Raw genomic sequence first — 23329 nt, 5'->3', positions numbered from 1 at the left:
GTGAGTTTTTGGAGATCACTTGTCGGCAAGCTGTGGATTACGATAACCTGTTTGGTCGCGTGCGTACTGCTGACGCTCGGTTTATTCTTGCTCCCTTATATCGATACCACCTTCGCGAATTCGGATGCCATCAAACGTTTATTTACTTATGTGGCCATTATCGGCTTTTCGATGACCACCTTTTTCGGGTTGTTCCTGCTGACGAAAATTACGCAGCCCATGCAGCAGCTCATTGAGGCAGCCAACGATATCCGTAAAGGGAAATACGGCACGCGGTTGAACCTTGTGACCAGTGATGAGATCGGCGAGCTGGCCAATACGTTTAACCATATGGCAGCGGAGCTGGAAACGAACATCCGCAATTTGAACCACGAGAAGGAGCACCTGTCCAGCGTGCTGAGAAGCATGAGCGACGCCGTGATTACGTTTGACAATCACGGGCAGGTCATCCTGGTGAACCCGCCGGGATTGGAAATCATGAAGACCTGGAAAGGGCTGCAGTGGGACGATGAGCTTCAGGGCGGTGGCTGGGCGGCCGATGTCATGCCAAAACCGCTCAGCGAGTTATATTACGCCACCGTCAACGAAGGCAAGGACCAAAGCGCCGATCTGCATGTGAAGCAGGGAATCTGGTCAGCCCATATGGCCCCCTTGTATTCGGATGACGTGATCCGCGGAGCCGTCGTGGTGTTAAGGGACATAACCGAACAGGTTACATTAGAAAAAATGCGGACGGACTTCATTGCCAACGTGTCGCACGAAATACGGACGCCGCTGTCCATGATGCAGGGTTACAGCGAAGCGCTATTGGACGGCATGGCAGCTTCACCCGAAGAGAGCAGGGAGCTTATACAGGTCATTCATGAGGAATCCCTGCGGATGGGGCGTCTGGTGAAGGATCTGCTTGATTTGACGCGCATGGAGGCAGGGCATGCCGAGTTATCCCTGCGGGAGATGGATGCAGGAGAATTGTGCGAGCGGGTATTCCGTAAATTTGCGGTTCGTGCCAAAGAGCGGGATATCGATCTTCAGCTGAACAAGCTCCATTCGAATCTTCAGCTCGAAGCGGCGGATGAAGACAAGCTTGAACAGGTGCTGACCAATTTGCTGGATAACGCTTTCCGTCATACGCCTTCAGGCAAGAAAATTCAAATTACGGCAGACCGGATCGCCTTATCGAACACGGAGGCGCTCCAGGTGAAGGTTTGCGACCAGGGAGTCGGCATTCCGCCGGAAGACCTGCCTTTTGTATTCGAACGATTCTACAAGGCCGATAAGGCGCGTGTGCGGGGGGAGACGGTGGGAACCGGCATTGGCCTTGCCATCGTGAAAAATATCGTGACCGCGCACCACGGAACGATCAACGCGACAAGCGAAGTGGGGAAAGGCACCGTGTTTACGATGACGATCCCGACAAAAGCGGCAGAATCTTAGGGAATGCCCGCGCAAAAGACAAAACACGCTCGCAAGGAGCGTGTTTTTTTGTTGAAATAAAGGGGTTAATCTTGTTCTACGTGGAACAATGATTAACCCCTTGGATTAAAGCTTAGCCTAGCGCGATTTGCTGCGCCGTGTTGAGTTCCGACAAGCCGGTAAGCTTGATCAGAACGTCCTTAGGAACGTCTTTATCCACCGTCAGCAACATGATGGCCTCGCCGCCGATCACTTTACGTCCCACCTGCATGGAGGCGATGTTGACATCGTTCTCGCCGAGCAGGGTTCCGACACGTCCGATAATGCCCGGTTTATCGTTGTGGGAGATCAGAATCAGATGGCCTTCCGGTGAGATATCGACAGGGAATTTATCCAGACGTACGATTCGTTCGCCGTATCCCAGAAGAAGCGTACCCGCAACAATTCGTTCCAGGCCGTTTTGCGTTTTCAGCGTAACGGTAACGAGATTGGTGAAGTCTTTGGTTTTTGGCGTCTGCGACACAACGACATGCAAATCGCGGCTCTTCGCCAAATGCATGGAGTTGACAATGTTCACTTCGCTTCCGAGGTGGCGTTCCAGCACGCCCTTAACGATGTACCGGGTCAGGGCCTGCGTATCGACTTCAGCCAGCTCGCCTGCATAGTCGACGTGAATCTCCTTTACCGCGTGTGCGGTGATCTGGGCCGCTACACTGCCCAATTTCTCGCCGAGCGAGAAGTAAGGCTGCAGCTTGTTCATGACGCTTGCGGCTACAAGCGGGAAGTTGACCGCATTCTTAAACGGCTCGTTGCGCAGGATATGCAGCACTTGCTCGGAAACGTCGATCGCAACGTTCTCCTGGGCTTCAACAGTGGATGCACCCAGATGCGGAGTGACGATAACCTTCGGATGGTTAAGGAACGGATGATCGCTTTCAGGCGGCTCATGTTCGAATACGTCAAATGCGGCTCCGGCTACAATGCCTTCATCGATGGCTTCCACGAGCGCGCGCTCGTCAATGATGCCGCCACGGGCACAGTTCACGATGCGCATGCCGCGTTTCATGACCTCGAATTGCGGTCTGGCGATCATGTGGCGCGTCTCCGGCGTAAGCGGAGTATGAACCGTGATGAAGTCTGCGTTCCGGATAATGTTATCCACGGAGGAAAGCTTCACGCCCAGTTTATCCGCACGTTCTTCCGTCAGGAACGGATCGAAAGCCAGAATGTTCATGCCGAAAGCCTTGGCGCGTTTAGCCACCTCGCTGCCGATCCGTCCCATGCCCATAACGCCCAGCGTTTTGTTGCGAAGCTCTACGCCGAGGAAGGATTTGCGATCCCAGGTTCCGCCTACCGTTTTGGCATAAGCTTGAGGGATGTGGCGGGCGAGGGCAATCATCATAGCAAACGTATGCTCTGCCGTCGTGATCGTGTTGCCGTCAGGTGCATTGATGACAACGATCCCGCGCTTTGTTGCCGCTTCAAGATCAATGTTGTCCACGCCTACGCCGGCACGGCCAACCACCTTGAGATTGGTTCCTGCATTCATGATGCGTTCTGTAACGCGCGTCTGACTCCGAACGAGGAGTCCGTCGTATTCACCGATAATGGCAGTGAGCTCGTCTTCGTTAAGCCCGGTTTTTTTGTCTACCTGCACATCGGCGGCGTCCATTAACTGCTGGATCCCCAAATCGCTGATCGGATCCGATACCAATACTTTAAACATGGTTTCTCTTCCTCCTTAAAATCCACTATAAAATGCGGTACTGCAATATTGAATAAGGATTACGCTTAGCGCGCGCTCCGTTATACACCAGAGATTCCGATAAAGCTGCAAGAGGTCTATACAGGTTTGACGCGGTGTCGTGGCAAAGAGACAGGAACATAAAAAACTCTCAATCCGCATACTACCTCCGTAGTAAGGGACGAGAGTTATTCGTGGTGCCACCCTTATTCGCTGCCAAGATGCGGCAGCCTCAAGCGGTCTGTTCAGACCATGATTGGTAACGGATATCATCCGATTTGCGCCTACTCCAAGTTTCAGCGAAATATCTCAGGAACGCTCAAGAATACTTTACGCCACCGATTTGCACCAACCATCGGCTCTCTGAGGACGTTACGGTTTCTCTTTTCCGTCATCGGTTTTCACAGATTAATTTTTTCATAATGTATCATGGCTCTAACATTGTGTCAATAGGTGTTTATTTAGGCCAACCGCCTAGGAGCAGGGGAAGAAACAAGGGATAGCCTTGAATGTCATGCCGTTAATTTGCTATGATGCATATGCCCGCCTATGATTAAATTAAACTTATATTACTGTGGTTGTACACGAAGATATCTTAAAAATCAAGATGAAAGACAGGCCCATCTTCTATGAAAAAATTTAAAATACGCGTTAAAAGAATCGAAGCCCACCAGTTGAACGATCGGCTGCTGCTCATCAATCTGTATCTTACGCAAGCATTGACGCTTATCGTCGGTTTGATCTGGATTTTGTTCCAGAACCGGAATCCGTTCGGATTATTTGTTTTTCCGAAGGAAATCGAGTTTGTTTATTGGGGTCTCGGACTTGCCGCAGCGATGCTGGCAGTGGACTTTGTATTGTCCCGGTTTGTGTCGGAGGATAGCATGGACGACGGCGGGATCAATGAAATGCTGTTCAGGAAAAGGCCGGTTTGGCATATATTCGTTATCGCCCTGATCGTGTCCATCTGCGAGGAGTTATTGTTTCGCGGAGCGATACAGCATGCGTTCGGACCGTATTGGACAAGCATCTTGTTCGCGCTGATTCATGTCCGATATTTAAAGCATTGGCTGCCGACTGGATGGGTTTTCTTGAGCAGTTACGGTCTGGGCTACGTCTATATACAAACGGGTACCATTTGGGCGCCAATTCTGTGCCATTTTCTGATAGATTTCATATCGGGAATGTTGATACGGTTTCGGAGGAAAGAGGAACATGAACGAGCTTAGCAGAATGCAACGACATCAGGGCCGAAATAAAGGCCGGAAGAACAAGTCATCGGCTCAATCCGAAAAAAGAGCGGCGGAAAAGCCGCTGCAGGCAGGAGGGAATCGGAGTCGATCTAAATCCCAAGCGCCCGCAAGCACTGCGGTACCGAAGCCGCGGGGCGGCAGCGCGGCGGATGGATTAAGCCGGTCCAGATCGACAAGGTCAAACCAGAATCCGATAGAGGAAGAGGTTTCGGCGCCTAAACGAACGAATACATATTCCTCCTATCGCGTAAGAATGAGCAAGTGGTTTGTGAACTCATTAATTGTCATCTTCATATTGTTAATGGTAGGTCTTCTATGGTGGGGACTTATCGGAGCGCCTCCATTAAGGGAGTTGTTAAAGGAGATATTATGAGTGTGTTGATGTGGATAGCGGGTGCTGCGGCACTCGGTGCAGGCGCAATCGGCTGGATGAGGGCTGAAGCCCGGGGCTATCGGCTGCGTGAAGAGGAAGTGGTATCCGAGCGTATTCCGCGGTCGTTTGACGGGTTACGGATGCTGTTCATCACCGACATACATCGCAGACAATTGTCTGAAGAGAAGCTATTATCCAATATATCATCGGTGGATTGCGTGCTCCTGGGCGGAGATATTACCGAAAAAGGGGTGCCCTTTGAGCGGTTGAGACATAACATGTCGGTTTTGGCCCGCCTCGCCCCCGTGTATGCCGTACTGGGAAATCACGACCTGTATGCAGGCAAGGACGCCGTTCGCAAGGTATTGCGGGATAGCGGGGTCATTCTGCTGAATGACAAGACCGTCAAGTTGAAGCGGGATGACGAGTGCCTTGTCCTTAGCGGAGTTAGGCAGCCGGCAAGCAGGAAACATCCGTATACGAAATTCCGGGGAAATGCTGCGGAGGACCAGTATCATATCATTCTGGTGCACGATCCGATATGGCTCAAAGGCAAGGAAGAAACGCACGGGGATCTCCTGCTGGCAGGACATACCCATGGAGGACAGATTGTGCTGCCGATTGCCGGAGCGGTTCGTCTGGAGCGATTTTACAAGAATTTTAAATCCGGATGGTATACGCTGCCGAGGAAGGCAGGAGAGCCTATCCACTCCTCCAGGCTGCTGATCAGCCGGGGGTTCGGCACTTCCCATATTCCGCTGCGCTTGAAATGTCCGGCGGAATATCATGTGATTACATTACGCAAAAAACCTTAATTCGATCGTCGGATGTTTGACGGCAGAATTAAGGTTTTTCCGGTTTTTCGGGTTATCTTATTTTAGGCTCGATCCATTGCGGATCCACGAATCCATACCCTTTGGCCTCGAGCTTGGTCAGCAAAGTGTCCAGGGCTTCGGCAGTCCACGGAAGCTCATGCATCAGAATATTGCTGCCGGGATGAAGCTGCTCGAGCACGTTGCTCACAACGGCATCGGGTTTGTTTTTGTTTTTGCTTTCCCAATCCAGGGAACCGTTGGACCAAGTCATAAACAGCAGGTCATGCTCCAGCGCGACTTCCTTGACGGTATCTCCGCCGGAGCCGAACGGAGGCCGGAAAAACTTCGGTTCCGCTCCCGTCGCTTCCTTAACGATCTTCTGGACGTCCCCGATCTGTTTCTCGACCTTCTGTTTGCTTTCCTTTTTCAGGTCGATATGATCCCAGGAATGATTGCCGATGATTTGACCGCGGTCATGGATCAGCTTCAGCAGCTCGGGATGCTCCTTCGCGCGGTATCCATTCACGAAGAAAATGGCTTTGGCTTCATGCTTGTCGAGCGTATCGATCATGCGGTTGATTATTTTTTCATCCTTGGGACCGTCGTCAAATGTGAGCAGCACCACCTTTTCGGGTACGGATTCATCGTTTGGTACGATTCGGTACACCTTATTCATGTGGTATTTCGGTTCGGACGGAGCCTCGGCTTCCGGATCCTTGTCGGCCTCCTCGGACGGGTCCGGGGAATCCGGGGATTTACTCGAGCTCGTGCTGGACGGGTCTTCAGGCTTGTCCTGTTCGGCCGAAGGATCGGTGCTTTCTTTCGCAGGGGACACCTGCCCGGTGGATTCGTTTTGCTGCTTCGTCTGGGTATTACCGCCTTCCATAGCCGCGCCTTGCTTCTGAGCAGCGCCGTTGCTGCCGCATGCACTGAGCATCAGGCAGCAGGCCAACAGAAGGACTGTTCGTGTTTTAACCATGATTCCATCTCACTTTCCTGTATTTATGTAGCATGAGTTCCTGGCGGTGCGAGAACAATAAACTCGAGTTTATCATAGAAGGAGGTATCATTTGTGAAGACTTCGTCATTTCTATATGGTGTCATTATCGGTGCCGTTGCATCCCGGATGATTTCCCGGAAAAACGGCATGTTCTTCTCCTCGATGATGAAAGACGCGAATCTTGGCCGGTTTGCGAATACCGCGATGAGTAAAATTCAAGGCAACAAGAGCCAGTTTAGCGGCTCCGGCCGAGAAAGCGTGTCTCCCAGTCCAGGCCGACATGATTCCACTCATTCCAATGGAACTGCAGGGGTACAGGCATCGACTCATTCGAAGGCTGCCAACCTGAAGCAGGTCAAGGATTTCATCCGAAACAACCCTGATGTGAAGACCGAAGTCGAACAGATTTTAAAAGAGACCCACACCGTCATACCGGGTTTGTAAACGGCATCAACCTTTTTGAATCATTCTCGGGGAACGGCCTCACGAATCCCTGTGAATGATTCTTTTTTCTTCAGCTACATATTTACGTGCATTTGTGGGTATTAAATGATAAAATCAATTATATAAAACCATTTTTATCACGTCATAATCCAGACATCATAATTTGTTATAAACTTTTGTTTACGTAAGGAGGATCCTGTCATGAAAATAGAGCGTTTGAGTCAAGATAAGATACGGATTTTCCTCACGTTTGACGATCTGAGTGAGCGTGGGATCCAGAAGGAAGAGATGTGGCAGGAAATACCGAAAGTTTATGACCTGTTTACGGAGATGATGGATCAGGCATACAGTGAACTCGGATTTGATGCCACCGGACCTCTTGCCGTTGAGGTGTTTGCACTGCCTGCCCAGGGCATGGTGGTTATTGTGACGAGAGGGAAATACGATCATCATTTCGGCGGCTTGTCCGAAGAAGATATGCCGGACGAGATTTATGAAATGGAAGTAACGCTGGATCAAAGTGATACCATCGTCTATGTTTTTCAGGATTTTGAAGTGCTCATTGAAGCATCGCATATGTTGAAGGACCTTGTAGGCGGAGCGGGCAAGCTCTATCACTATATGGATAAATGGTTTTTGTACTTCGAGCCCGAGGAACTGGATAGCGAGAAGCTGCCGGCTATAATTGCAATGCTGGCCGAGTTTGGCGAATCCTCTTCGGTGACGGAGGCTGTGCTGGAGGAATACGGGAAGAAAGTGATGCCTCAGCAGGCGGTTGAGGTTATCTGTACACACTTCCAGCGTCAGCATTAATCAATGTGGGCGTGCGTGCCGGACTTCAGGCCCGCAACTAACGGAAGGGGAATTTCAGTGCTGGTGTTCTCGATCATTGCGTCAGCTTTGGCGCCGGGACTCGCATTGCTCACGTATTTTTACCTGAAGGACAGGTATGATCAAGAACCCCTGCACATGGTGATCAAAGTGTTCATGCTAGGGGTTCTGATCGTTTTCCCGGTCATGATTTTGCAGCGGGGAATGATACTATGGCTTGGCGACAATCCGGTAGTCAACTCACTGTTCGTTTCGGCGGGCGTTGAGGAATTTTTAAAATGGTTCGTGATGTATCATATTATTTTTAACCATACGGAATTTGACGAGCCTTATGACGGCATACTATATGCAGTGGCGATATCGCTGGGATTTGCTACGGTAGAGAATTTACTTTACGCTTGGTACAGCCAGGCAGCCTTCGGCCCGATGTTCATGCGGGCGCTGCTGCCCGTTTCGGGTCACGCAATGTTTGGCGTTATCATGGGATACTACATGGGACATGCAAGGTTCACGGAAGGGAAACGAAGAAGATTCTTCCTCGTGCTGTCCATGGTTCTGCCTTGGATGTGGCATGGTCTTTATGACCTGATTCTGAATTTGCTGACCCACACATGGGTATGGTTTATCGTTCCGCTAATGGTTCTGCTGTGGTATGGCGGCATGGGCAAAATCTCCAGAGCGAACAACCGCTCTCCTTTCCGATTCATTAACCGGGAGGAAGAGGTTAATACGTAACAAATCAGGGCACACTTCATTCTATAGACCTTGGCTGACAGCCAGGGAATCATAGAAAGGGAGGTGCCTTTTTTGCGTGTAAAAGTGAAAATTCTTTGCAAGGATTGCGGTGAGCGATTCGTATTGCGCGGAAAGAAGGAGCAGGGCCGGATCGAAACCGGATTTAAGCAGTGCCTGTGCAACAACCGGGATCACTTCGATATTGAGGAAGATTTCTAATTGATGAAGGAATGATCCAGGGATGCATAAGACTTCTTTCTTCTAGTCAAACTAACGGCAGTGAGTAGAAGAAAGGAGACTATCGCATCATGTACAAACGATTAAGCGCTATTCTGTTTCCTGTAGCCACCATATTATTGATCGGGGCTCTGGTTTGGGGATATCAAGAAAATAAAGAAAAGAACGCCATATTGATTAACGCCGAGAACCAGTACCAACGGGCTTTCCATGACTTGTCGTACAATATGGACAGGATTCATGCCGAGCTCGGCAATACGCTTGCGGTCAGCTCGACTTCCCAAGGGATGCACCGGAAGGGCCTGATGAATGTATGGCGCCTGACCAGCCAGGCGCAGAACGAAATCAGCCAACTGCCGCTAACGCTGCTTCCGTTCAACAAAACCGAAGAGTTCCTGTCCCGGATATCGAATTTTGCCTACAAAACGGGCGTGCGCGATTTAACGAAGGAACCGCTTAGCGAGAATGAGGTCAAAACGTTGAAATCGTTATACGCCAACTCCGGCGAAATCACGAAGGATTTGCAGCATGTGCAGAACAAGGTCATCGCTAACAGTCTGCGCTGGATGGACGTAGAAACGGCCTTGGCTACGAATAAAGTCGAAGATAACTCGATTATTGACGGATTCAAAACGGTGGATAAAAAAGTAGAGGCTTACCCTGAGCTTGATTGGGGACCATCGGTAAGCAGCATTTACGACAGACGTTCCGTGAAGCAGCTGGCAGGCATGCCGGTCTCGGAGGAGGATGTGAAGCGCAAAGCGCTGAAATTCTCCGACACGGGCAATCAAGCCAACGTACAAGTGACGAAGAACGGTAGCGGTACCGAGTGGGTGTCCTACACGGCCAAAGTCAAACACCCGAAAGGCCATATGCTCAGCATGGATTTCACCGAAAAAGGCGGCCAGCTGATCTCCTACACGGATGAACGGAATGTCGGCGCCAAGAGAGCATCCGTTCAGGATGCCATCGACAAAGCCCAGCAATTCCTGACGAAAAAAGGCTATTCCGACATGACGGTCGTATCGGCCGACCAATACGATAACCTGGCCAACTTCTCTTTTGTGCGCGAAGAAGACGGCGTGCTGATATATCCAGAGAAAATCACCGTGCGCTCGGCCATGGATAACGGTGAGGTCATCGGATTTCAGGCGAGCGACTTTGTTTACGAGCACCAGGTGAAGCGCGATATCCCGCAGCCGAAGCTCAGCCTCGCCGAAGCGGAGAAGGTTTTGAACCCTGAATTCAAGGTGCTCTACCACCGCAAGGCCTTGATCAAAAACGACCGTTCCGAAGATGTGCTGTGTTATGAGTTCGGCGGACGCATCAACGGCTCCCAGTACCGGATTTACATTAATGCGGATACGGGCCTGGAGGAAACGGTCGAGGTCGTTAAGGATGCGCAGGCAGGAATTAAATAGCCGTTTCTTGATGCCATATAAGCCGGTTCAGGGATTTCCTGAATCGGCTTTTTTGCTTGCGGAGAACTGCTGCAGAGCAGCCAGTATAGTGTCTAAGGAATACATCTGTATCCCGGGGAAAGACATGAATCGACCGGATTCGAAGATTTTATCCCATGGTCCCGCTCATCCCGTGATATAATGGAAAATAATGATTATGATGAATTAGTGGGTGAGCGCATTGTATCCAAAGATCAACGACGTCCTCTATATCCAGTTGGATACGGGGGATGAGAAGGAAGCCAGCATTGTTTACAAATCCCGCATTTCCGACATGGATGACGAATCGATGTATATGGAGGTTCCGCTTCAGGAAGGAACGGGGAGGCTGAAGAAGCTGTATATTGGGGACGAGCTTTCCGCATATTTTTTGACGGAGGGCGGAGTCAAGAACTTCTTCAATTCCTATGTCCTGAGTCACCATGAAGACGTTATACGCCTGGTTCGCATCAAAAAGCCGGAGCCGGATCAGATCACGAAGGTGCAGAGAAGGAGCTTTCTGAGGGTACAAGCCGAGCTCGAGTTAGCGGTGATGGCCAAAGACGGCACGCGGTTGCTGACCAAAACCGATGATGTCGGCGGAGGAGGGGTATCCTTTTACCTGGAACCCGACAAATCGTTTGCGGAAGGGAGCTTGTTAAGCTGCTGGATCCTTATTCCGTTCAAGAACGGATCGGTGGAGCATGTCCCTTTTGAAGGCGAAGTTGTCAGGGTCAAGCAACTGCCAGGCAATCGAAGCATCGTCATGCTGAAGTTTAATCAGATCGTAGATATGGAGCGTCAGAAACTGATCCGTTATTGCTTTGAGCGCCAGTTTGATTTTCGCAACCGTTGATGCATAAAATGGACAAGCCGGTGGCACACTAGCGGAAAATTTTGTGTCGGAAGGACCGTGTGCTTATGTCCCAGTCATCTAACGATCAAAATCAGCTGCGGCGAAAAACTAGGCAGGATCCCATGTCCGACGATAAAGGACAAGCTCTTCATGACCGATACGGTCAAGTACTGCTTAAGCTGCTGATAGGGCTCGCATTCGCTTTGGTGATCGTCCAGCTGCTATTGCATTATGAACCAAGCCGGCCCTACCTTTCGCCGATTCAGCAGATGGAGGGCGTTCCCGTTAATGAGCCAAATGTAAACGATTGGATGGGAGAAAACACCCCTTCTCTTTTGCATCGCTCTAGCTAGTGTGGTATAATTTTCACGTCGCAGGCGGGCGCCTGCTTTTTTCTTGAAATATGAGATCGTGCCTTGTTTATCTCGGACTTTCTTGTATATTTTCACTAGAGGAACGGTGATCCCGTCCCTGATCGGATGGTAAGCCCTTTCGATTTCGAGGTATATGTTTGAGGAGGAATGCCCCGTTGGTTATGCAGGGGACAGGTTATCGCGACAGAATTAATATTGCCATCGACGGTCCGGCAGGCGCGGGCAAAAGCACGGTAGCGCGTATGGTAGCCAGCAGGCTGCAGTACATCTACGTGGATACCGGCGCCATGTACAGGGCAGTCACCTGGTTCATGCTGAACCAAGGGATTTCTCCGGAAAATCCCGAAAAAGTGCTTCAACATGCACAAAACATGGTGATTGAATTAAAACCGCATGAAAATGGTCAAATGGTTTGGCTGAACGGGGAAGACGTCACGCCATATATTCGTTCACATCAGGTTAGTGCAGTGGTATCCCAATATGCACGAATCGAAGGTTTGCGAATAAAGCTTGTCCGTTTACAGCAGCAAATGGCACTGGATAAGGGCGTTGTCATGGATGGACGCGACATCGGCACGACGGTTTTGCCGGATGCCGAGGTGAAGATTTTCATGACGGCCAGTGTCAAGGAACGTGCGCTCCGCCGCTTCCATGAGTTAAGTGATGAAGGCATAACGCTGGAACAATTGGAAAGAGATATCGCAGAACGCGACAGGCTGGACCAGGAACGTGAAGTGTCCCCGCTCCGATGCGCAGAGGATGCCATCATACTGGATACGACGCATATGGATATCAATCAGGTTGTCGAAGCGATTCTTTCATATTGCGAAACTTAATGGGGATGGGGAGAAATAGGCATGATTTACGTTTTTTGCAGAGCGGTGGTCCGCGGTTTGTTCGCTATTCTCTACAGATTCGAATCTGTCGGCGTACATAACATACCTTCGGAAGGCGGCGTGCTAATCTGCAGCAATCACATTAGCGTACGAGATCCGATTTCTGTCGGCATTCACGTCAAGCGCCAGGTGAAGTTCATGGCCAAAGCCGAACTGTTCAACATTCCGGTGTTCGGATGGCTGGTTCGTCAGCTTGGGGCCTTTCCGGTTAAGCGAGGGGGCGTAAGTAAAGATTCCATCAAAACCGCTCTTACGATCTTGCGTTCGGGCGAGATTATGGGAATCTTCCCTGAAGGCACGCGCAATTCGGATGCAACCGCGGCGAAACGTGGCGCGGCAAGCTTCGCTCTCCGCAGTGGAGCAACGGTCGTACCGGCTGCCATCATTGGAGACTACAAGCCGTTCCGAAAGGTAAAAATCATCTACGGCGCACCCGTGGATCTGTCCCGGTTCGAAGGTGACAAGTCACCGGAGGCACTGGATGGGGCAACCGAATTGATCATGGCCAAGATTCACGAAATGCGAGCCAGCGGCAAACCAACCGAGAACTGATTTATTCGCTCCATGCATAAAAAGCAGGGGAAGGTTGGAAAGATACTACAGCAATTATGTTTTGAACTTCGCGAATGCGAGTTTAAATAAATGGGGTTTGAATTGAGGAGGTTATTTGACATGTCGGAAGAAACAAGAAATCAAGAGGCTGCTGAAAACCAAGAGCAGCTGGACCAAATCGTATCCTTGAAAAAAGGGGACACCGTGAAAGGGACGATCGTCAAACTGGAGGACAACCAAGCTTACGTAAGCATTGGATATAAATATGACGGCGTAATTCCTGTTCGCGAACTGTCTTCTGTACAGCTTGATAATGCATCGGATGCGGTTCAGGTTGGCCAAGAGGTAGAGTGCAAGGTCGTTAGCATCAACGACGACAAGGAAAGCCTGGTTCTTTCCAAGCGCGCGATCGACACCGAGAATTCTTGGGATGAGCTTGAGAAGCATTTTGCGGATCAGGACGTATTCGAAGTAACGGTGGCCGACGTGGTTAAAGGCGGACTCGTAGCCGATGTCGGCGCACGCGGCTTTATTCCTGCTTCCATGGTCGAGCGTCATTTCGTTGAAGACTTCAGCGACTACAAAGGCCGCACGCTTCGCGTAAAAGTGAAAGAGCTGGACCGCGAGAACAACAAAGTGATTCTTTCCCAGAAGGACGTTCTGGAAGAAGAGTTCGAAGCGAACAAACAAAAAGTGATGTCCGAGCTTCAAGACGGACAAGTGCTGGAAGGCACCGTGCAACGCCTCACGCAATTCGGCGCATTCGTTGACGTTGGCGGCGTGGACGGTTTGGTTCACGTATCCGAGATCGCTTGGAGCCATGTTGACAAGCCATCCGATGTATTGTCCGAAGGCGATCAAGTGCGCGTGAAAGTGCTGAAAGTGGATCCTGAAAAAGGCAAAATCAGCCTCAGCATCAAAGCGGCTGCTCCGGGTCCTTGGGAAACAGCTGGCGAGCAATTCAACACGGGCGACATCGTAACGGGCGTCGTAAAACGTCTGGTTACTTTCGGAGCTTTCGTTGAATTGGCACCAGGCGTAGAAGGTTTGGTTCATATCTCCCAAATCTCCCACAAGCATATCGGTACTCCGCAAGAAGTACTGAAGGAAGGCCAAGAAGTTCAGGTTAAAGTACTTGACATCAACACTTCCGAGCAGCGTATCAGCCTGAGCATCAAAGAAACCGAAGAAGCGCCAGCTCAAGCTCCGCGAGCTGAAAAACCGTCCAAAGGTCCTAAAATCGACCTGAAAGACAACCCGAACGTTTCTTTGAACAACCAAGGCATGAGCGTTACGCTTGGCGAGCGTTTCGGCGATAAGCTGAGCAAATTCAAGTAAGCCCGGGAACAGTTTTGTTCGGTCTATTGACCTATCATAACGAAGTCGGCGAACCCAGAAATCTGGGTTCGCCATTTGTTTTTTTAGGGGACGAACGTTTACGGATGTTGTAACATGGGGTAGAGCATAATAGAAATGCAGATGAAAGGTTAGCCAATTGTAACGTTTTTTGCTATGATGATAATCGTAAGAATTGACAGGAGGAGTGACTATGGCAAGACCCGTAGTGGCTATCGTCGGAAGGCCTAACGTCGGTAAATCCACCATATTTAACCGATTGATCGGCGACAGATTAGCCATCGTTGAAGATAAACCGGGGATTACCCGTGACCGGATTTACGGCAGTGCCGAATGGAACGGTAAAGCGTTCAGTGTCATCGATACAGGCGGTATCGAAATCGACGGCGATGACATGATTTTGAAATCCATACGCATGCAAGCCGAGCTTGCGATTGAAGAAGCGGATGTCATCGTATTTATGTGCGATGCGAAGACGGGGGTTACCCAATCGGACGAGGAAGTTGCACAGATTCTGTTCCGTTCCGGTAAACCTGTCATACTCAGCGTAAACAAAGTGGATAATTTGAAGCGCGCTGATGATATCTATGAGTTCTATTCCCTCGGATTTGGCGATCCTGTCGGGATATCAGGCAGCCACGGCACAGGGATCGGCGACCTCTTGGACGTTGTCGTCGAGAACCTGCCGGAACTGGAAGACGACGAATATGACGAGGATGTTATTCGTGTCGCCTTGATCGGCAGACCGAATGTGGGCAAATCTTCTCTCGTCAATGCCATTCTGGGAGAAGAGCGCGTCATTGTCAGTGACGTTGCGGGCACGACCCGCGATGCGATCGATACGCCATTCGAGAAAGACGGGCAGCGGTACGTCCTCATCGATACGGCAGGCATGCGCAAACGCGGAAAAGTGTATGAAACCACCGAGAAATACAGCGTCATGCGGGCCATGCGGGCCATCGAGCGGGCGGATGTCGTTCTCGTGCTCATCAACGGGGAAGAAGGCATTATCGAGCAGGACAAGCATATCGCCGGTTATGCTTATGAGGCCGGTAAAGCGTCTTTATTTGTCGTCAACAAATGGGATATGGTCGAGAAAGACGACAAGACGATGCAGCAGTTCGAGAAAAAGATCCGGGACCATTTCCTGTTCATGACCTATGCGCCGGTCGTATTCTTGTCGGCCAAGACGAAGCAGCGCCTGCAGAAGCTGCTCCCTGTCGTTAAACATGTGGCCGATCAGCATTCCCTTCGCGTGCAGACGCATTTGCTTAACGATGTCATATCCGATGCGATTGCGATCAACCCGCCTCCAACGGATAAGGGAAGAAGATTGCGCATTAACTATTCAACACAGGTGGCGGTCAAGCCGCCGACCATGGTCGTATTCGTCAACGATCCGGAATTGATGCACTTCTCATATGAGCGTTACCTTGAGAACAAGATTCGGGCCGCTTTTGACTTTGAAGGTACACCCATCAGGATATTTACTCGAAGAAAGTCTGATGAGAGTTAGGGGAGAATAGCTTGATTCTGGAGATCGTAGCGATTGTAGTTTGTTATTTACTTGGTTCGGTAAGCTTTAGCGTACTTCTTGCCAAAATCCTGAAAGGGATCGACATTCGTCAGCATGGCAGCGGGAACGCCGGGGCAACCAATACCCTTCGCGTCCTGGGAAAAGGACCTGCCATTCTGGTATTGGCTTTGGATGTAATTAAGGGCATCGCTGCGGTTTGGATCGGACGATGGCTCGGGGGAGACAATGCGTGGCTGCCGGGGTTATGCGGCATTGCCGCCATCATCGGTCATAATTGGCCTCTTTACTTCCGCTTTCGAGGCGGCAAAGGAATTGCAACCGCCATTGGGGTGCTTGCTACGCTCTGCTTCATTCCAGCGCTTATAGCAGGCGTTATCGCCATTCTATCCATTGTTTTTACCCGTTATGTATCTTTGGGTTCCCTTATTTTTGTAGTGCTTACCCCTGTTTTCCTCTTGATCGCGGATTATTCCTGGCCGATCTTTTGGACAAGCTTGATCATATGCGTATTCGCCTTCTGGCGTCATCGCTCGAACATCGTGAAGCTTGTACAGGGACGTGAAAACAAGCTTGGTTCCGGAAAAGGAAAGGACAAAGGAGGGAAGCGCGTTGTCTGACAAAGTCGCTGTTCTGGTGGCAGGCAGTTGGGGAACCGCTTTGGCAAGTGTTCTCGCTTCGAATGATCTGGATGTTGTCGTCTGGACGAGAACGGAGGAACAGACCCGTGAAATTAACGAACTGCATACCAACAACCGTTATTTGCCCGGGGTGAAGTTATCTTCGAACATTCGCGCCACGACCGATATGGAAGAGGCGGTCTCTTCGGCTGCTGCCGTGGTTATCGTTGCACCATCGTCCGCGATGCGGGAGGTTTCGGGCCAGCTGAAGCAGTATTGGAGCGAAGATATGCTGGTGATTCACGCAACCAAAGGATTCGAGATTGAATCCCTGAAGCGGATGTCGACCGTCATATCCGAAGAGCTGGGCTGCGAGGAAGGTCGCGTAGTCGTACTATCAGGACCCAGCCATGCGGAGGAAGTGGTGAGACGCTGCCCTACAACGGTCGTTGTGGCATCCTTGGACGCCAAGGCCGCCGCCGCCGCCCAGGATCTGTTTATGAACACGTATTTCAGAGTGTACACGAACCGGGATATGATCGGCGTGGAATTGGCCGGAGCGCTGAAGAATATTATCGCTTTGGGCGCCGGCATGTCCGACGGATTGGGCTTCGGCGACAACGCCAAGGCTGCGCTTATTACGAGGGGATTGGCAGAAATTTTGCGAATCGGCATGGAGATGGGCGCGAATCCGCTGACGTTTGCCGGGCTTGCCGGGATCGGCGACCTCGTGGTTACCGCTACGAGCCAGCACAGCCGGAACTGGCGTGCAGGCTCGATGCTTGGGCAGGGCAAGAAGCTTGATGAGGTTCTCGCATCCATGGGGATGGTGGTGGAAGGAATACGCACGACCAAAGCCGCGCATGCCATTTCCGAGAAATACGGGGTGCAGATGCCGATTGCCGACCAGCTGTACCATGTGTTGTTTAAAGACCGGAATCCCCGCGTCGCCGTGGAAGCCTTAATGGGCCGGGACCCCAAGACCGAGATGGAAATGATGCCGCTCGAGACTTGGGAGCAATGGCACACCTAGCTTATTCACCATTCCGAGGATTGACTCATATATTGATGTGAGGATGTCGGAGGAGGGGTGGAAATGAGCAAAAGCTTTCACAAGGATGTACTGAATGCGATTAACAAGAAAAGCGGTAAGAAAATTTCTTCAGGGGCTGTCAATAAGCTGGCTAGCACGGTTAAACCGTCTACTATGCAAAATGAAGCCCAGCTCCGCCAGCTGATCAAGCAGGTATCTGCTATGGCGAACATACCTGTCAGCGAGGACACGATTCAGGAAATTGTCGGAGCGGTGAAGAAGAGCGGCATGAATCCGAGCAATATGGAAGCCTTGATGAAAATGATGATGAACAAATAAGATATGCTGATCATGAACAAAAGACGCATCCTTTGCGGGAATGCGGCTTTTGTTCTTTTTTTCGCCATACTCAGGGTGAGGCACTATCATTTTCGTGATATAATAGGTTGAATAATTTGAAGAGAGATTGGAGAGTTTCGTGACATGGATCCGATGCAAAAGATGTGGCTGTCCCTTGTCGCATTATTGATTATGGCGCTGTCCGTCATCGTGGTTACGCTTGCGCGAAGCAAGACCAAAGGTTTTCTGCGCGGCACGCTATCGTTTGTGGCCTTTATGATGATGATTTTCGGTTTTATTATCGGACTGGCTTCCATCATTTAATATGGGAAGCCGCTTCCGGGATGATACGGTAAAGGGGTGCAGCATGACGCTGAATGATCTGCCGGAATTGGAGAAGGCGTTAGCTACCGCCATTCACAAACTGAATCAGGCGCCTGTCGCTTGGCTGCTGGGTGGAAGCTGCTGCTTGCTCCTTCAGGGCGTAGAATTAGGCAAGCCGCCGAGGGATATCGATATTTACGCCGATGCAGGGGGGATTCAGCCGCTGCATGAGACGCTGGCCCTTCTGGCAGTAGACGCTCCCCGGCTGGATCAGGAAGGGATATATTCTTCCATTCTGAGCCACTATGAATTAGAGAAAGTCCCGATTGAACTTGTAGGCGGATTTGAAGTGAATTCGGAGGGTTCCTCCTATCGCGTTGAAATCGATCAATTGCTCTATCCTGCAGCGCCAGCGCGCCACATACGGGACGTCACGGTACGGCTGATGCCGTTATCCCACGAACTGGTGTTTAATGTGCTTCGAGACAGACCGGATCGTTACGATGCCATTGCGGAGACGATGTTGAGGGATATGAACCAACATTTGCCGCTGCTTCAGCGGTTGTTAAGCCGAAATCGGTTGAGCGAGGAACATCGGATGGTATTGAAGCGATTAATCGGACTACTGCCATAGCACGGTAATCGAACCGGCAGCATGGAAGAGCGGGTACATAAGAAAAGGAGCGGTTTGCCGTTGGAGTACGAGGTATTATTTCTGCCGGATCAGAAGAAGGTCAAGGTTCGTCCGAACACGAATGTGCTGGATGCCTCGCGTCGTGCCGGTGTACGCATTCCGACCCGTTGCGGAGGCAAAGCAGGCTGTCTGATGTGCAAGATCCTGGTACCGGATGAGGAACGCGGACATTGCTCTGCTCCTGAGACCAAGGAAATCAGGAAGCTGGGAACGTCGATGATGGAACAAGGCTACCGGTTATCCTGCCAGACGAGGATTACGACCCATTTGAAGGTGATAATCCCCGAGGATCCCCTTAAGGCCGCGATACGCAAGCAGCTGGAGGCAGCGAGAAACCGGGAGTCCGATGACTTTATTTAAAGCGCGAGTTCAAAAAGATCGGTTTTCAGCACCGAGGCTTATGCTTCCGATGTGCGTTTTTTCAAAACGCTTCAGTTGAGTGAAGCTAGGGACGTCAGGAGCGGAGCGTACGTAGTTTGTACGTGAGCACCTGAAATGTTTCCGCAGGAAACATACTTCGAAAGCATCTGCTTAGGCCCTGCTGAATTCAAGATTCGATGCCGAGTGGCTTCTTGATTCACTTCGTGTTAGATATAGGATTTATAAGTTATCAACGGAGTTGATGAAATTCTATATCGCGAGAAAACCTACTTCTGAATCGCGGTCGCTCAGCCTTGAATTTGCCTCGATTGGTTTTCTTATCAAAATCGGACTTTTTGAACAACCTCTTAAAGCGAAGGATGATGTTAGTTGAGTATGAACACTTGGATGACCCAAGCGGCTGGCCGTACGAAGCGGATGTCTGCCGTCTTAGTCCTGGTGCTGTTTCCAATGTTGCTGACAGGTTGTCTATATCCTGACGAGAAGCTGCAGGAGAACAAGGTTTCCTATAGGGAAAGTGTCAAACGGATTCAGTCGGCCGTGGACGATTTTTATCAAGAGCAAGGAATTCTGCCGATCATTACGGCAGGTGCGGAAATTCCGAAGTATGAGAAATACCGGGTCGATTTGGATCAGCTGAAGGGCCGAGGATATATCGACCAAATTCCGGATACGGCTTTCGAGAAAGGCGGCAGCGGTTATTTTCTCATTATTAATGAGGAAACCGAACCGACCGTGAAGGTCATGGACTTAACAACGGCTCAGAAGGTGAATGACGTTCAGCGTGCCGTGAATCTGTACAAAATGGCGAATGACAACGCCCTTCCGGCAGGGGAAGCCCTCTACCCGGGTTATACGGCGGTGGATTTGTCGAAAACCGAGGCCAAATCCCTTAAGTTGATGAGTGTATACTCGGGCCAGGAAATGCCTTTTATGATGGATGAAGAGGGCACGGTGTACGCCGATTATGCCTTTGATATTATGCAGGCTATCCAGAAAAACGGCTTCGAGCCCAAAGAAGGAGAGGATTTACGGGTGTTTCTGGAGAAGGAATCCTATTATGTACCCGTAAAATCCGTACCCTATGCATGGAAGGACGGGCAGCCTGTGGCTCAGCCCCTATCCTAAACCCGTACCCGCCGATATCGGCGGGTATTTTTTTGGTCCCGCCTGGTTGCCGGTTTCTGCCTGAAGAATGAGGTACGGCAGCCATAAGGCGGGTCTACTTTTTTATCCTCGAGTCTCTTCTTCGATCGTTTTTTCGAATAGGGCTGAATCTCTTTGGAATATCTAGTAAAGTCCGCGCATATTCATAATCTGAAAGAGTAGTGCGGGCAAGAGCCGGTTGCCCACATCATGAGGCACTAGAAAGCGTCTGAAAGGCGTGACAGCGCGAAGACAGACCGTGCCCCGAGCGGTGGTTTTTCTTACGGTATTCGATTGCGTGTCTGGCAGTTGCAGGCATATTCGATATCTTAAAAAAAACTGGACGGACTTTAAGGGGCAACCGTCATATTTTTGAACCCGGTACATATGATGTTACTAGTCCAAATGCATGTACGAGTTACGCCGCTTTGCCGTTTCCATCCAAACTCATGGAATACCGGCGGCGGGATGCTGGCGACATTGTAAAGGCTGCTCATCTGTTGCAATGGCTTTGGCTATGAGTGGAACACGAAGCGGATGCTCTTAAAGCATTTTTCCTTCGGAGTAATTTGAGGAGGGGATCTCTTTTGGAAAAAGTGGACATTTTTAAGGACATTGCCGAACGGACCGGAGGGGACATTTACTTAGGTGTTGTCGGTGCCGTCCGTACGGGAAAATCAACTTTCATCAAGCGGTTTATGGAGACGGTTGTTCTCCCGAACATTACGAACGAGGCGGATCGAGTAAGAGCTGTCGATGAGCTGCCTCAAAGTGCTGCAGGGAAAACGATCATGACGACCGAGCCGAAATTCGTGCCGAACAACGCGGTACAAATCAAGGTTACGGATGGCCTTGAGGTCAACGTAAGATTGGTCGATTGTGTTGGTTATGCCGTTGAAGGCGCCAAGGGTTACGAGGACGAGAATGGCCCGAGAATGATCTCGACGCCATGGTTCGAAGAGCCGATACCGTTCCAGGAAGCGGCCGAAATCGGAACCCGCAAAGTCATTCAGGAGCACTCCACGCTTGGCGTCGTTGTCACGACGGACGGAAGCATTGCGGAGATCCCGCGAAGCTCTTATGTTGAGGCCGAGGAGCGCGTCATCGAGGAACTGAAGGAAGTCGGCAAGCCGTTTGTTGTTGTCATTAACTCGACGCGTCCCCGCAGCGAAGAAGCCCTTCAGCTGCGCAATGAGCTGGCAGAGAAATACGACATTCCGGTCATGACGCTGAGTGCTGCTACCATGACCGATGATGACGTGACCGGTGTGCTTCGTGAGGTATTGTATGAGTTCCCGGTGCATGAAGTGAATGTCAATCTGCCTAGCTGGGTTATGGTGCTTAACGAGAACCACTGGCTCCGCAGCAACTATGAAAACTCGGTGAGAGATACCGTGAAAGATATCCGCCGTCTGCGTGACGTGGATCGTGTGGTTAGCCAGTTCATGGAATATGATTTCATCAACCACGCCGGACTCAGCGGCATGAATATGGGTCAGGGCGTTGCCGAGATCGACCTCTTCGCGCCTGACGAACTGTATGACCGGATCTTGATGGAGGTCGTGGGTGTCGAGATCCGAGGCAAGGATCATCTGCTGCAGCTGATGCAGGAGTTCTCCCATGCCAAACGGGAATACGACCGCTTCGCCGAAGCGCTTGAGATGGTCAAAACGACGGGGTACGGCATCGCCGCTCCTTCCCTGGCCGAGATGGCGCTTGATGAGCCTGAGCTCATCCGTCAAGGCACCCGCTTCGGGGTAAGATTGAAAGCGACCGCGCCATCCATTCATATGATTCGGGTGGACGTGGAATCCGAGTTCTCGCCGATCATCGGCACGGAGAAGCAGAGCGAGGAGCTTGTGCGCTACCTGATGCAGGACTTCGAGAACGATCCGATCAAAATTTGGGAATCCGACATATTCGGACGCTCGCTGCACTCGATCGTCCGTGAAGGAATCCAAGGAAAAATCGCGATGATGCCGGATAATGCCAGATACAAATTGCAGGAAACCTTGGGTCGCATCATTAACGAAGGCTCCGGCGGTTTGATCGCAATCATTCTTTAAGTGGGCGCCGAAAAGGTGTTGAAAATGCAGTCGCTAACGGGTCAAAAGTCCCGATTAGCGGCTGTTTTTCATGTTTTCTTTGGCCCAGCAAAGCAAAACGCTTGAAATTATGAGATGGCTGTATTACTATAAATTTGTTCCGCGTCATGCATTCTAAACGCGAGATAGGGGTAAAATACCCGATTGCACGTATAATTTGCGGTAAAACGGAAACAGTGAATAGCAAGTGGAGCACATTCCTTGTTAGGGAGGTGAAAGAATGAATAAATCGGATCTGATTACACAAGTAGCTGAATCTACTGAGCTTTCCAAGAAAGATGCAACTAAAGCGGTTGATGCCGTTTTCGATGCAATCTCCGAAGCATTGCAAAGTGGAGACAAGGTACAACTGGTCGGTTTTGGCAACTTCGAGGTTCGCGAGCGTTCCGCACGGAAAGGCCGCAACCCGCAAACAGGTGAAGAAATCGAAATCCCTGCGAGCAAAATTCCTGCATTTAAACCTGGTAAAGCGCTCAAAGACGGAATCAAATAAAGATTTCTACATATTACCTAAGAGCACAGGTCGTGAATTCGTTCACGGCCTTTTCTTTTAGGCTTACGGCGAGGAGGCCTGGAAAATGGAGAACGTTCAGAACGGCGATTATTTTATTGTCAAAGCACTGGACCATGGCGTGCAGGTAATCGGTCTTACCCGCGGTCAGGATACCCGCTTTCATCATACCGAGAAGCTGGACAAAGGCGAAGTCATCATCGCCCAGTTCACGGATCATACGTCCGCGGTGAAAATACGCGGCAAAGCCGAGATCATGACCAAGCACGGGAAGATCGAATCCGGCATCTGAGGAAAATCATCATATAGAAAAAGCCCCGCATT

General features: G+C 50.6%; 27 protein-coding genes and 1 other annotated feature. Of the genes, 25 read left to right on the top strand and 2 right to left on the bottom strand.

Features of this window, described 5'->3' with window-relative positions; all coding sequences use genetic code 11:
- A complete protein-coding gene (locus RB297_RS15710; protein ID WP_015734503.1) occupies window positions 1-1434 on the top strand; it encodes an ATP-binding protein in 1434 nt (477 codons plus the stop codon).
- 112 nt (window positions 1435-1546) lie between these two features.
- Here the strand turns inward: RB297_RS15710 and serA are convergent, their stop codons facing one another.
- Complete coding sequence (gene serA / locus RB297_RS15705; protein ID WP_009595252.1) at window positions 1547-3139, bottom strand: phosphoglycerate dehydrogenase; 1593 nt, start codon at window positions 3137-3139, stop codon at window positions 1547-1549.
- A gap of 192 nt (window positions 3140-3331) precedes the next feature.
- Window positions 3332-3561: a binding site (T-box leader), on the bottom strand.
- A gap of 225 nt (window positions 3562-3786) precedes the next feature.
- On the opposite strand from serA, the gene RB297_RS15700 reads away from it, so the two are divergent.
- Genes RB297_RS15700 through RB297_RS15690 form a run of 3 tightly spaced genes read left to right on the top strand, consistent with a single transcriptional unit; the run spans window position 3787 to window position 5598 of the window.
- Window positions 3787-4386 (top strand): CPBP family intramembrane glutamic endopeptidase, encoded by a 600-nt coding sequence (locus RB297_RS15700; protein ID WP_015734505.1) that lies wholly within the window; start codon window positions 3787-3789, stop codon window positions 4384-4386.
- The gene (locus RB297_RS15695; RefSeq protein WP_096773267.1) at window positions 4373-4783 is read left to right on the top strand and encodes a hypothetical protein; all 411 of its coding nucleotides are present in this window, start codon (window positions 4373-4375) and stop codon (window positions 4781-4783) included. The genes RB297_RS15700 and RB297_RS15695 overlap by 14 nt, the downstream gene beginning before the upstream one ends.
- Window positions 4780-5598, top strand: a complete 819-nt coding sequence (locus RB297_RS15690) for a metallophosphoesterase (protein ID WP_096773268.1) — start codon at window positions 4780-4782, stop codon at window positions 5596-5598. The genes RB297_RS15695 and RB297_RS15690 overlap by 4 nt, the downstream gene beginning before the upstream one ends.
- Before the next feature lie 52 nt (window positions 5599-5650).
- On the opposite strand, the gene RB297_RS15685 is transcribed toward RB297_RS15690, so the two are convergent.
- On the bottom strand, window positions 5651-6577 hold the full coding sequence (locus tag RB297_RS15685; RefSeq protein WP_096773269.1) for a polysaccharide deacetylase family protein: 927 nt from the start codon (window positions 6575-6577) through the stop codon (window positions 5651-5653).
- A 93-nt stretch (window positions 6578-6670) separates the two neighbouring features.
- Here RB297_RS15685 and RB297_RS15680 point away from each other — a divergent pair, with 93 nt between their 5' ends.
- From RB297_RS15680 to mtrB, 21 genes are all read left to right on the top strand, one after another.
- Window positions 6671-7042, top strand: a complete 372-nt coding sequence (locus tag RB297_RS15680) for a hypothetical protein (RefSeq protein ID WP_096773270.1) — start codon at window positions 6671-6673, stop codon at window positions 7040-7042.
- Between the two features lie 201 nt (window positions 7043-7243).
- On the top strand, window positions 7244-7855 hold the full coding sequence (locus RB297_RS15675) for a genetic competence negative regulator (RefSeq protein WP_015734510.1): 612 nt from the start codon (window positions 7244-7246) through the stop codon (window positions 7853-7855).
- A 57-nt stretch (window positions 7856-7912) separates the two neighbouring features.
- Window positions 7913-8608, top strand: a complete 696-nt coding sequence (prsW, locus tag RB297_RS15670) for a glutamic-type intramembrane protease PrsW (RefSeq protein ID WP_090911039.1) — start codon at window positions 7913-7915, stop codon at window positions 8606-8608.
- A 72-nt stretch (window positions 8609-8680) separates the two neighbouring features.
- Window positions 8681-8827 (top strand): hypothetical protein, encoded by a 147-nt coding sequence (locus RB297_RS15665; protein ID WP_009595221.1) that lies wholly within the window; start codon window positions 8681-8683, stop codon window positions 8825-8827.
- An 89-nt stretch (window positions 8828-8916) separates the two neighbouring features.
- The gene (ypeB, locus tag RB297_RS15660) at window positions 8917-10266 is read left to right on the top strand and encodes a germination protein YpeB (protein WP_096773271.1); all 1350 of its coding nucleotides are present in this window, start codon (window positions 8917-8919) and stop codon (window positions 10264-10266) included.
- Window positions 10267-10477: 211 nt separating this feature from the next.
- Window positions 10478-11140, top strand: coding sequence for a flagellar brake protein (locus RB297_RS15655; protein WP_015734514.1), 663 nt, complete (start codon window positions 10478-10480; stop codon window positions 11138-11140).
- A gap of 122 nt (window positions 11141-11262) precedes the next feature.
- Complete coding sequence (locus RB297_RS15650; protein WP_255250448.1) at window positions 11263-11493, top strand: DUF5359 family protein; 231 nt, start codon at window positions 11263-11265, stop codon at window positions 11491-11493.
- A gap of 176 nt (window positions 11494-11669) precedes the next feature.
- Entirely contained in the window at window positions 11670-12350 is a 681-nt protein-coding gene (gene cmk, locus RB297_RS15645; protein ID WP_015734516.1) for a (d)CMP kinase, read from the top strand.
- Between the two features lie 21 nt (window positions 12351-12371).
- A complete protein-coding gene (locus tag RB297_RS15640; RefSeq protein WP_096773273.1) occupies window positions 12372-12962 on the top strand; it encodes a lysophospholipid acyltransferase family protein in 591 nt (196 codons plus the stop codon).
- Between the two features lie 120 nt (window positions 12963-13082).
- Window positions 13083-14300: a 30S ribosomal protein S1 gene (rpsA, locus tag RB297_RS15635; RefSeq protein WP_015734518.1), complete on the top strand. Its 1218-nt coding sequence runs from the start codon at window positions 13083-13085 to the stop codon at window positions 14298-14300.
- 211 nt (window positions 14301-14511) lie between these two features.
- Entirely contained in the window at window positions 14512-15834 is a 1323-nt protein-coding gene (der, locus tag RB297_RS15630; RefSeq protein ID WP_009595099.1) for a ribosome biogenesis GTPase Der, read from the top strand.
- Window positions 15835-15845: 11 nt separating this feature from the next.
- The gene (gene plsY, locus RB297_RS15625) at window positions 15846-16472 is read left to right on the top strand and encodes a glycerol-3-phosphate 1-O-acyltransferase PlsY (RefSeq protein ID WP_015734519.1); all 627 of its coding nucleotides are present in this window, start codon (window positions 15846-15848) and stop codon (window positions 16470-16472) included.
- The gene (locus RB297_RS15620; protein ID WP_096773274.1) at window positions 16465-17505 is read left to right on the top strand and encodes an NAD(P)H-dependent glycerol-3-phosphate dehydrogenase; all 1041 of its coding nucleotides are present in this window, start codon (window positions 16465-16467) and stop codon (window positions 17503-17505) included. The genes plsY and RB297_RS15620 overlap by 8 nt, the downstream gene beginning before the upstream one ends.
- A 63-nt stretch (window positions 17506-17568) precedes the next feature.
- A complete protein-coding gene (locus RB297_RS15615) occupies window positions 17569-17844 on the top strand; it encodes a stage VI sporulation protein F (RefSeq protein WP_009595189.1) in 276 nt (91 codons plus the stop codon).
- A gap of 144 nt (window positions 17845-17988) precedes the next feature.
- Entirely contained in the window at window positions 17989-18168 is a 180-nt protein-coding gene (locus tag RB297_RS15610; protein ID WP_006209457.1) for a DUF2768 family protein, read from the top strand.
- A 43-nt stretch (window positions 18169-18211) separates the two neighbouring features.
- Window positions 18212-18802 (top strand): hypothetical protein, encoded by a 591-nt coding sequence (locus tag RB297_RS15605; protein WP_096773275.1) that lies wholly within the window; start codon window positions 18212-18214, stop codon window positions 18800-18802.
- Between the two features lie 60 nt (window positions 18803-18862).
- Window positions 18863-19222, top strand: coding sequence for a 2Fe-2S iron-sulfur cluster-binding protein (locus RB297_RS15600; protein ID WP_375120927.1), 360 nt, complete (start codon window positions 18863-18865; stop codon window positions 19220-19222).
- Between the two features lie 396 nt (window positions 19223-19618).
- Entirely contained in the window at window positions 19619-20371 is a 753-nt protein-coding gene (locus RB297_RS15595) for a hypothetical protein (protein ID WP_375121111.1), read from the top strand.
- A 605-nt stretch (window positions 20372-20976) separates the two neighbouring features.
- The gene (gene spoIVA, locus RB297_RS15590) at window positions 20977-22455 is read left to right on the top strand and encodes a stage IV sporulation protein A (RefSeq protein WP_009595160.1); all 1479 of its coding nucleotides are present in this window, start codon (window positions 20977-20979) and stop codon (window positions 22453-22455) included.
- A 259-nt stretch (window positions 22456-22714) separates the two neighbouring features.
- Window positions 22715-22987, top strand: coding sequence for an HU family DNA-binding protein (locus RB297_RS15585; RefSeq protein WP_006209463.1), 273 nt, complete (start codon window positions 22715-22717; stop codon window positions 22985-22987).
- A gap of 85 nt (window positions 22988-23072) precedes the next feature.
- On the top strand, window positions 23073-23297 hold the full coding sequence (mtrB, locus tag RB297_RS15580) for a trp RNA-binding attenuation protein MtrB (protein ID WP_009595134.1): 225 nt from the start codon (window positions 23073-23075) through the stop codon (window positions 23295-23297).
- Window positions 23298-23329: the final 32 nt, after the last annotated feature.

It is taken from the genome of Paenibacillus sp. CR_12, assembly GCF_041953985.1.
Taxonomy (GTDB): Bacteria; Bacillota; Bacilli; order Paenibacillales; family Paenibacillaceae; genus Paenibacillus_AQ; species Paenibacillus_AQ lautus_A.
The sequence above is the reverse complement of the archived record's forward strand: the minus strand, read 5'-3'. Positions and strand labels throughout refer to the sequence as shown.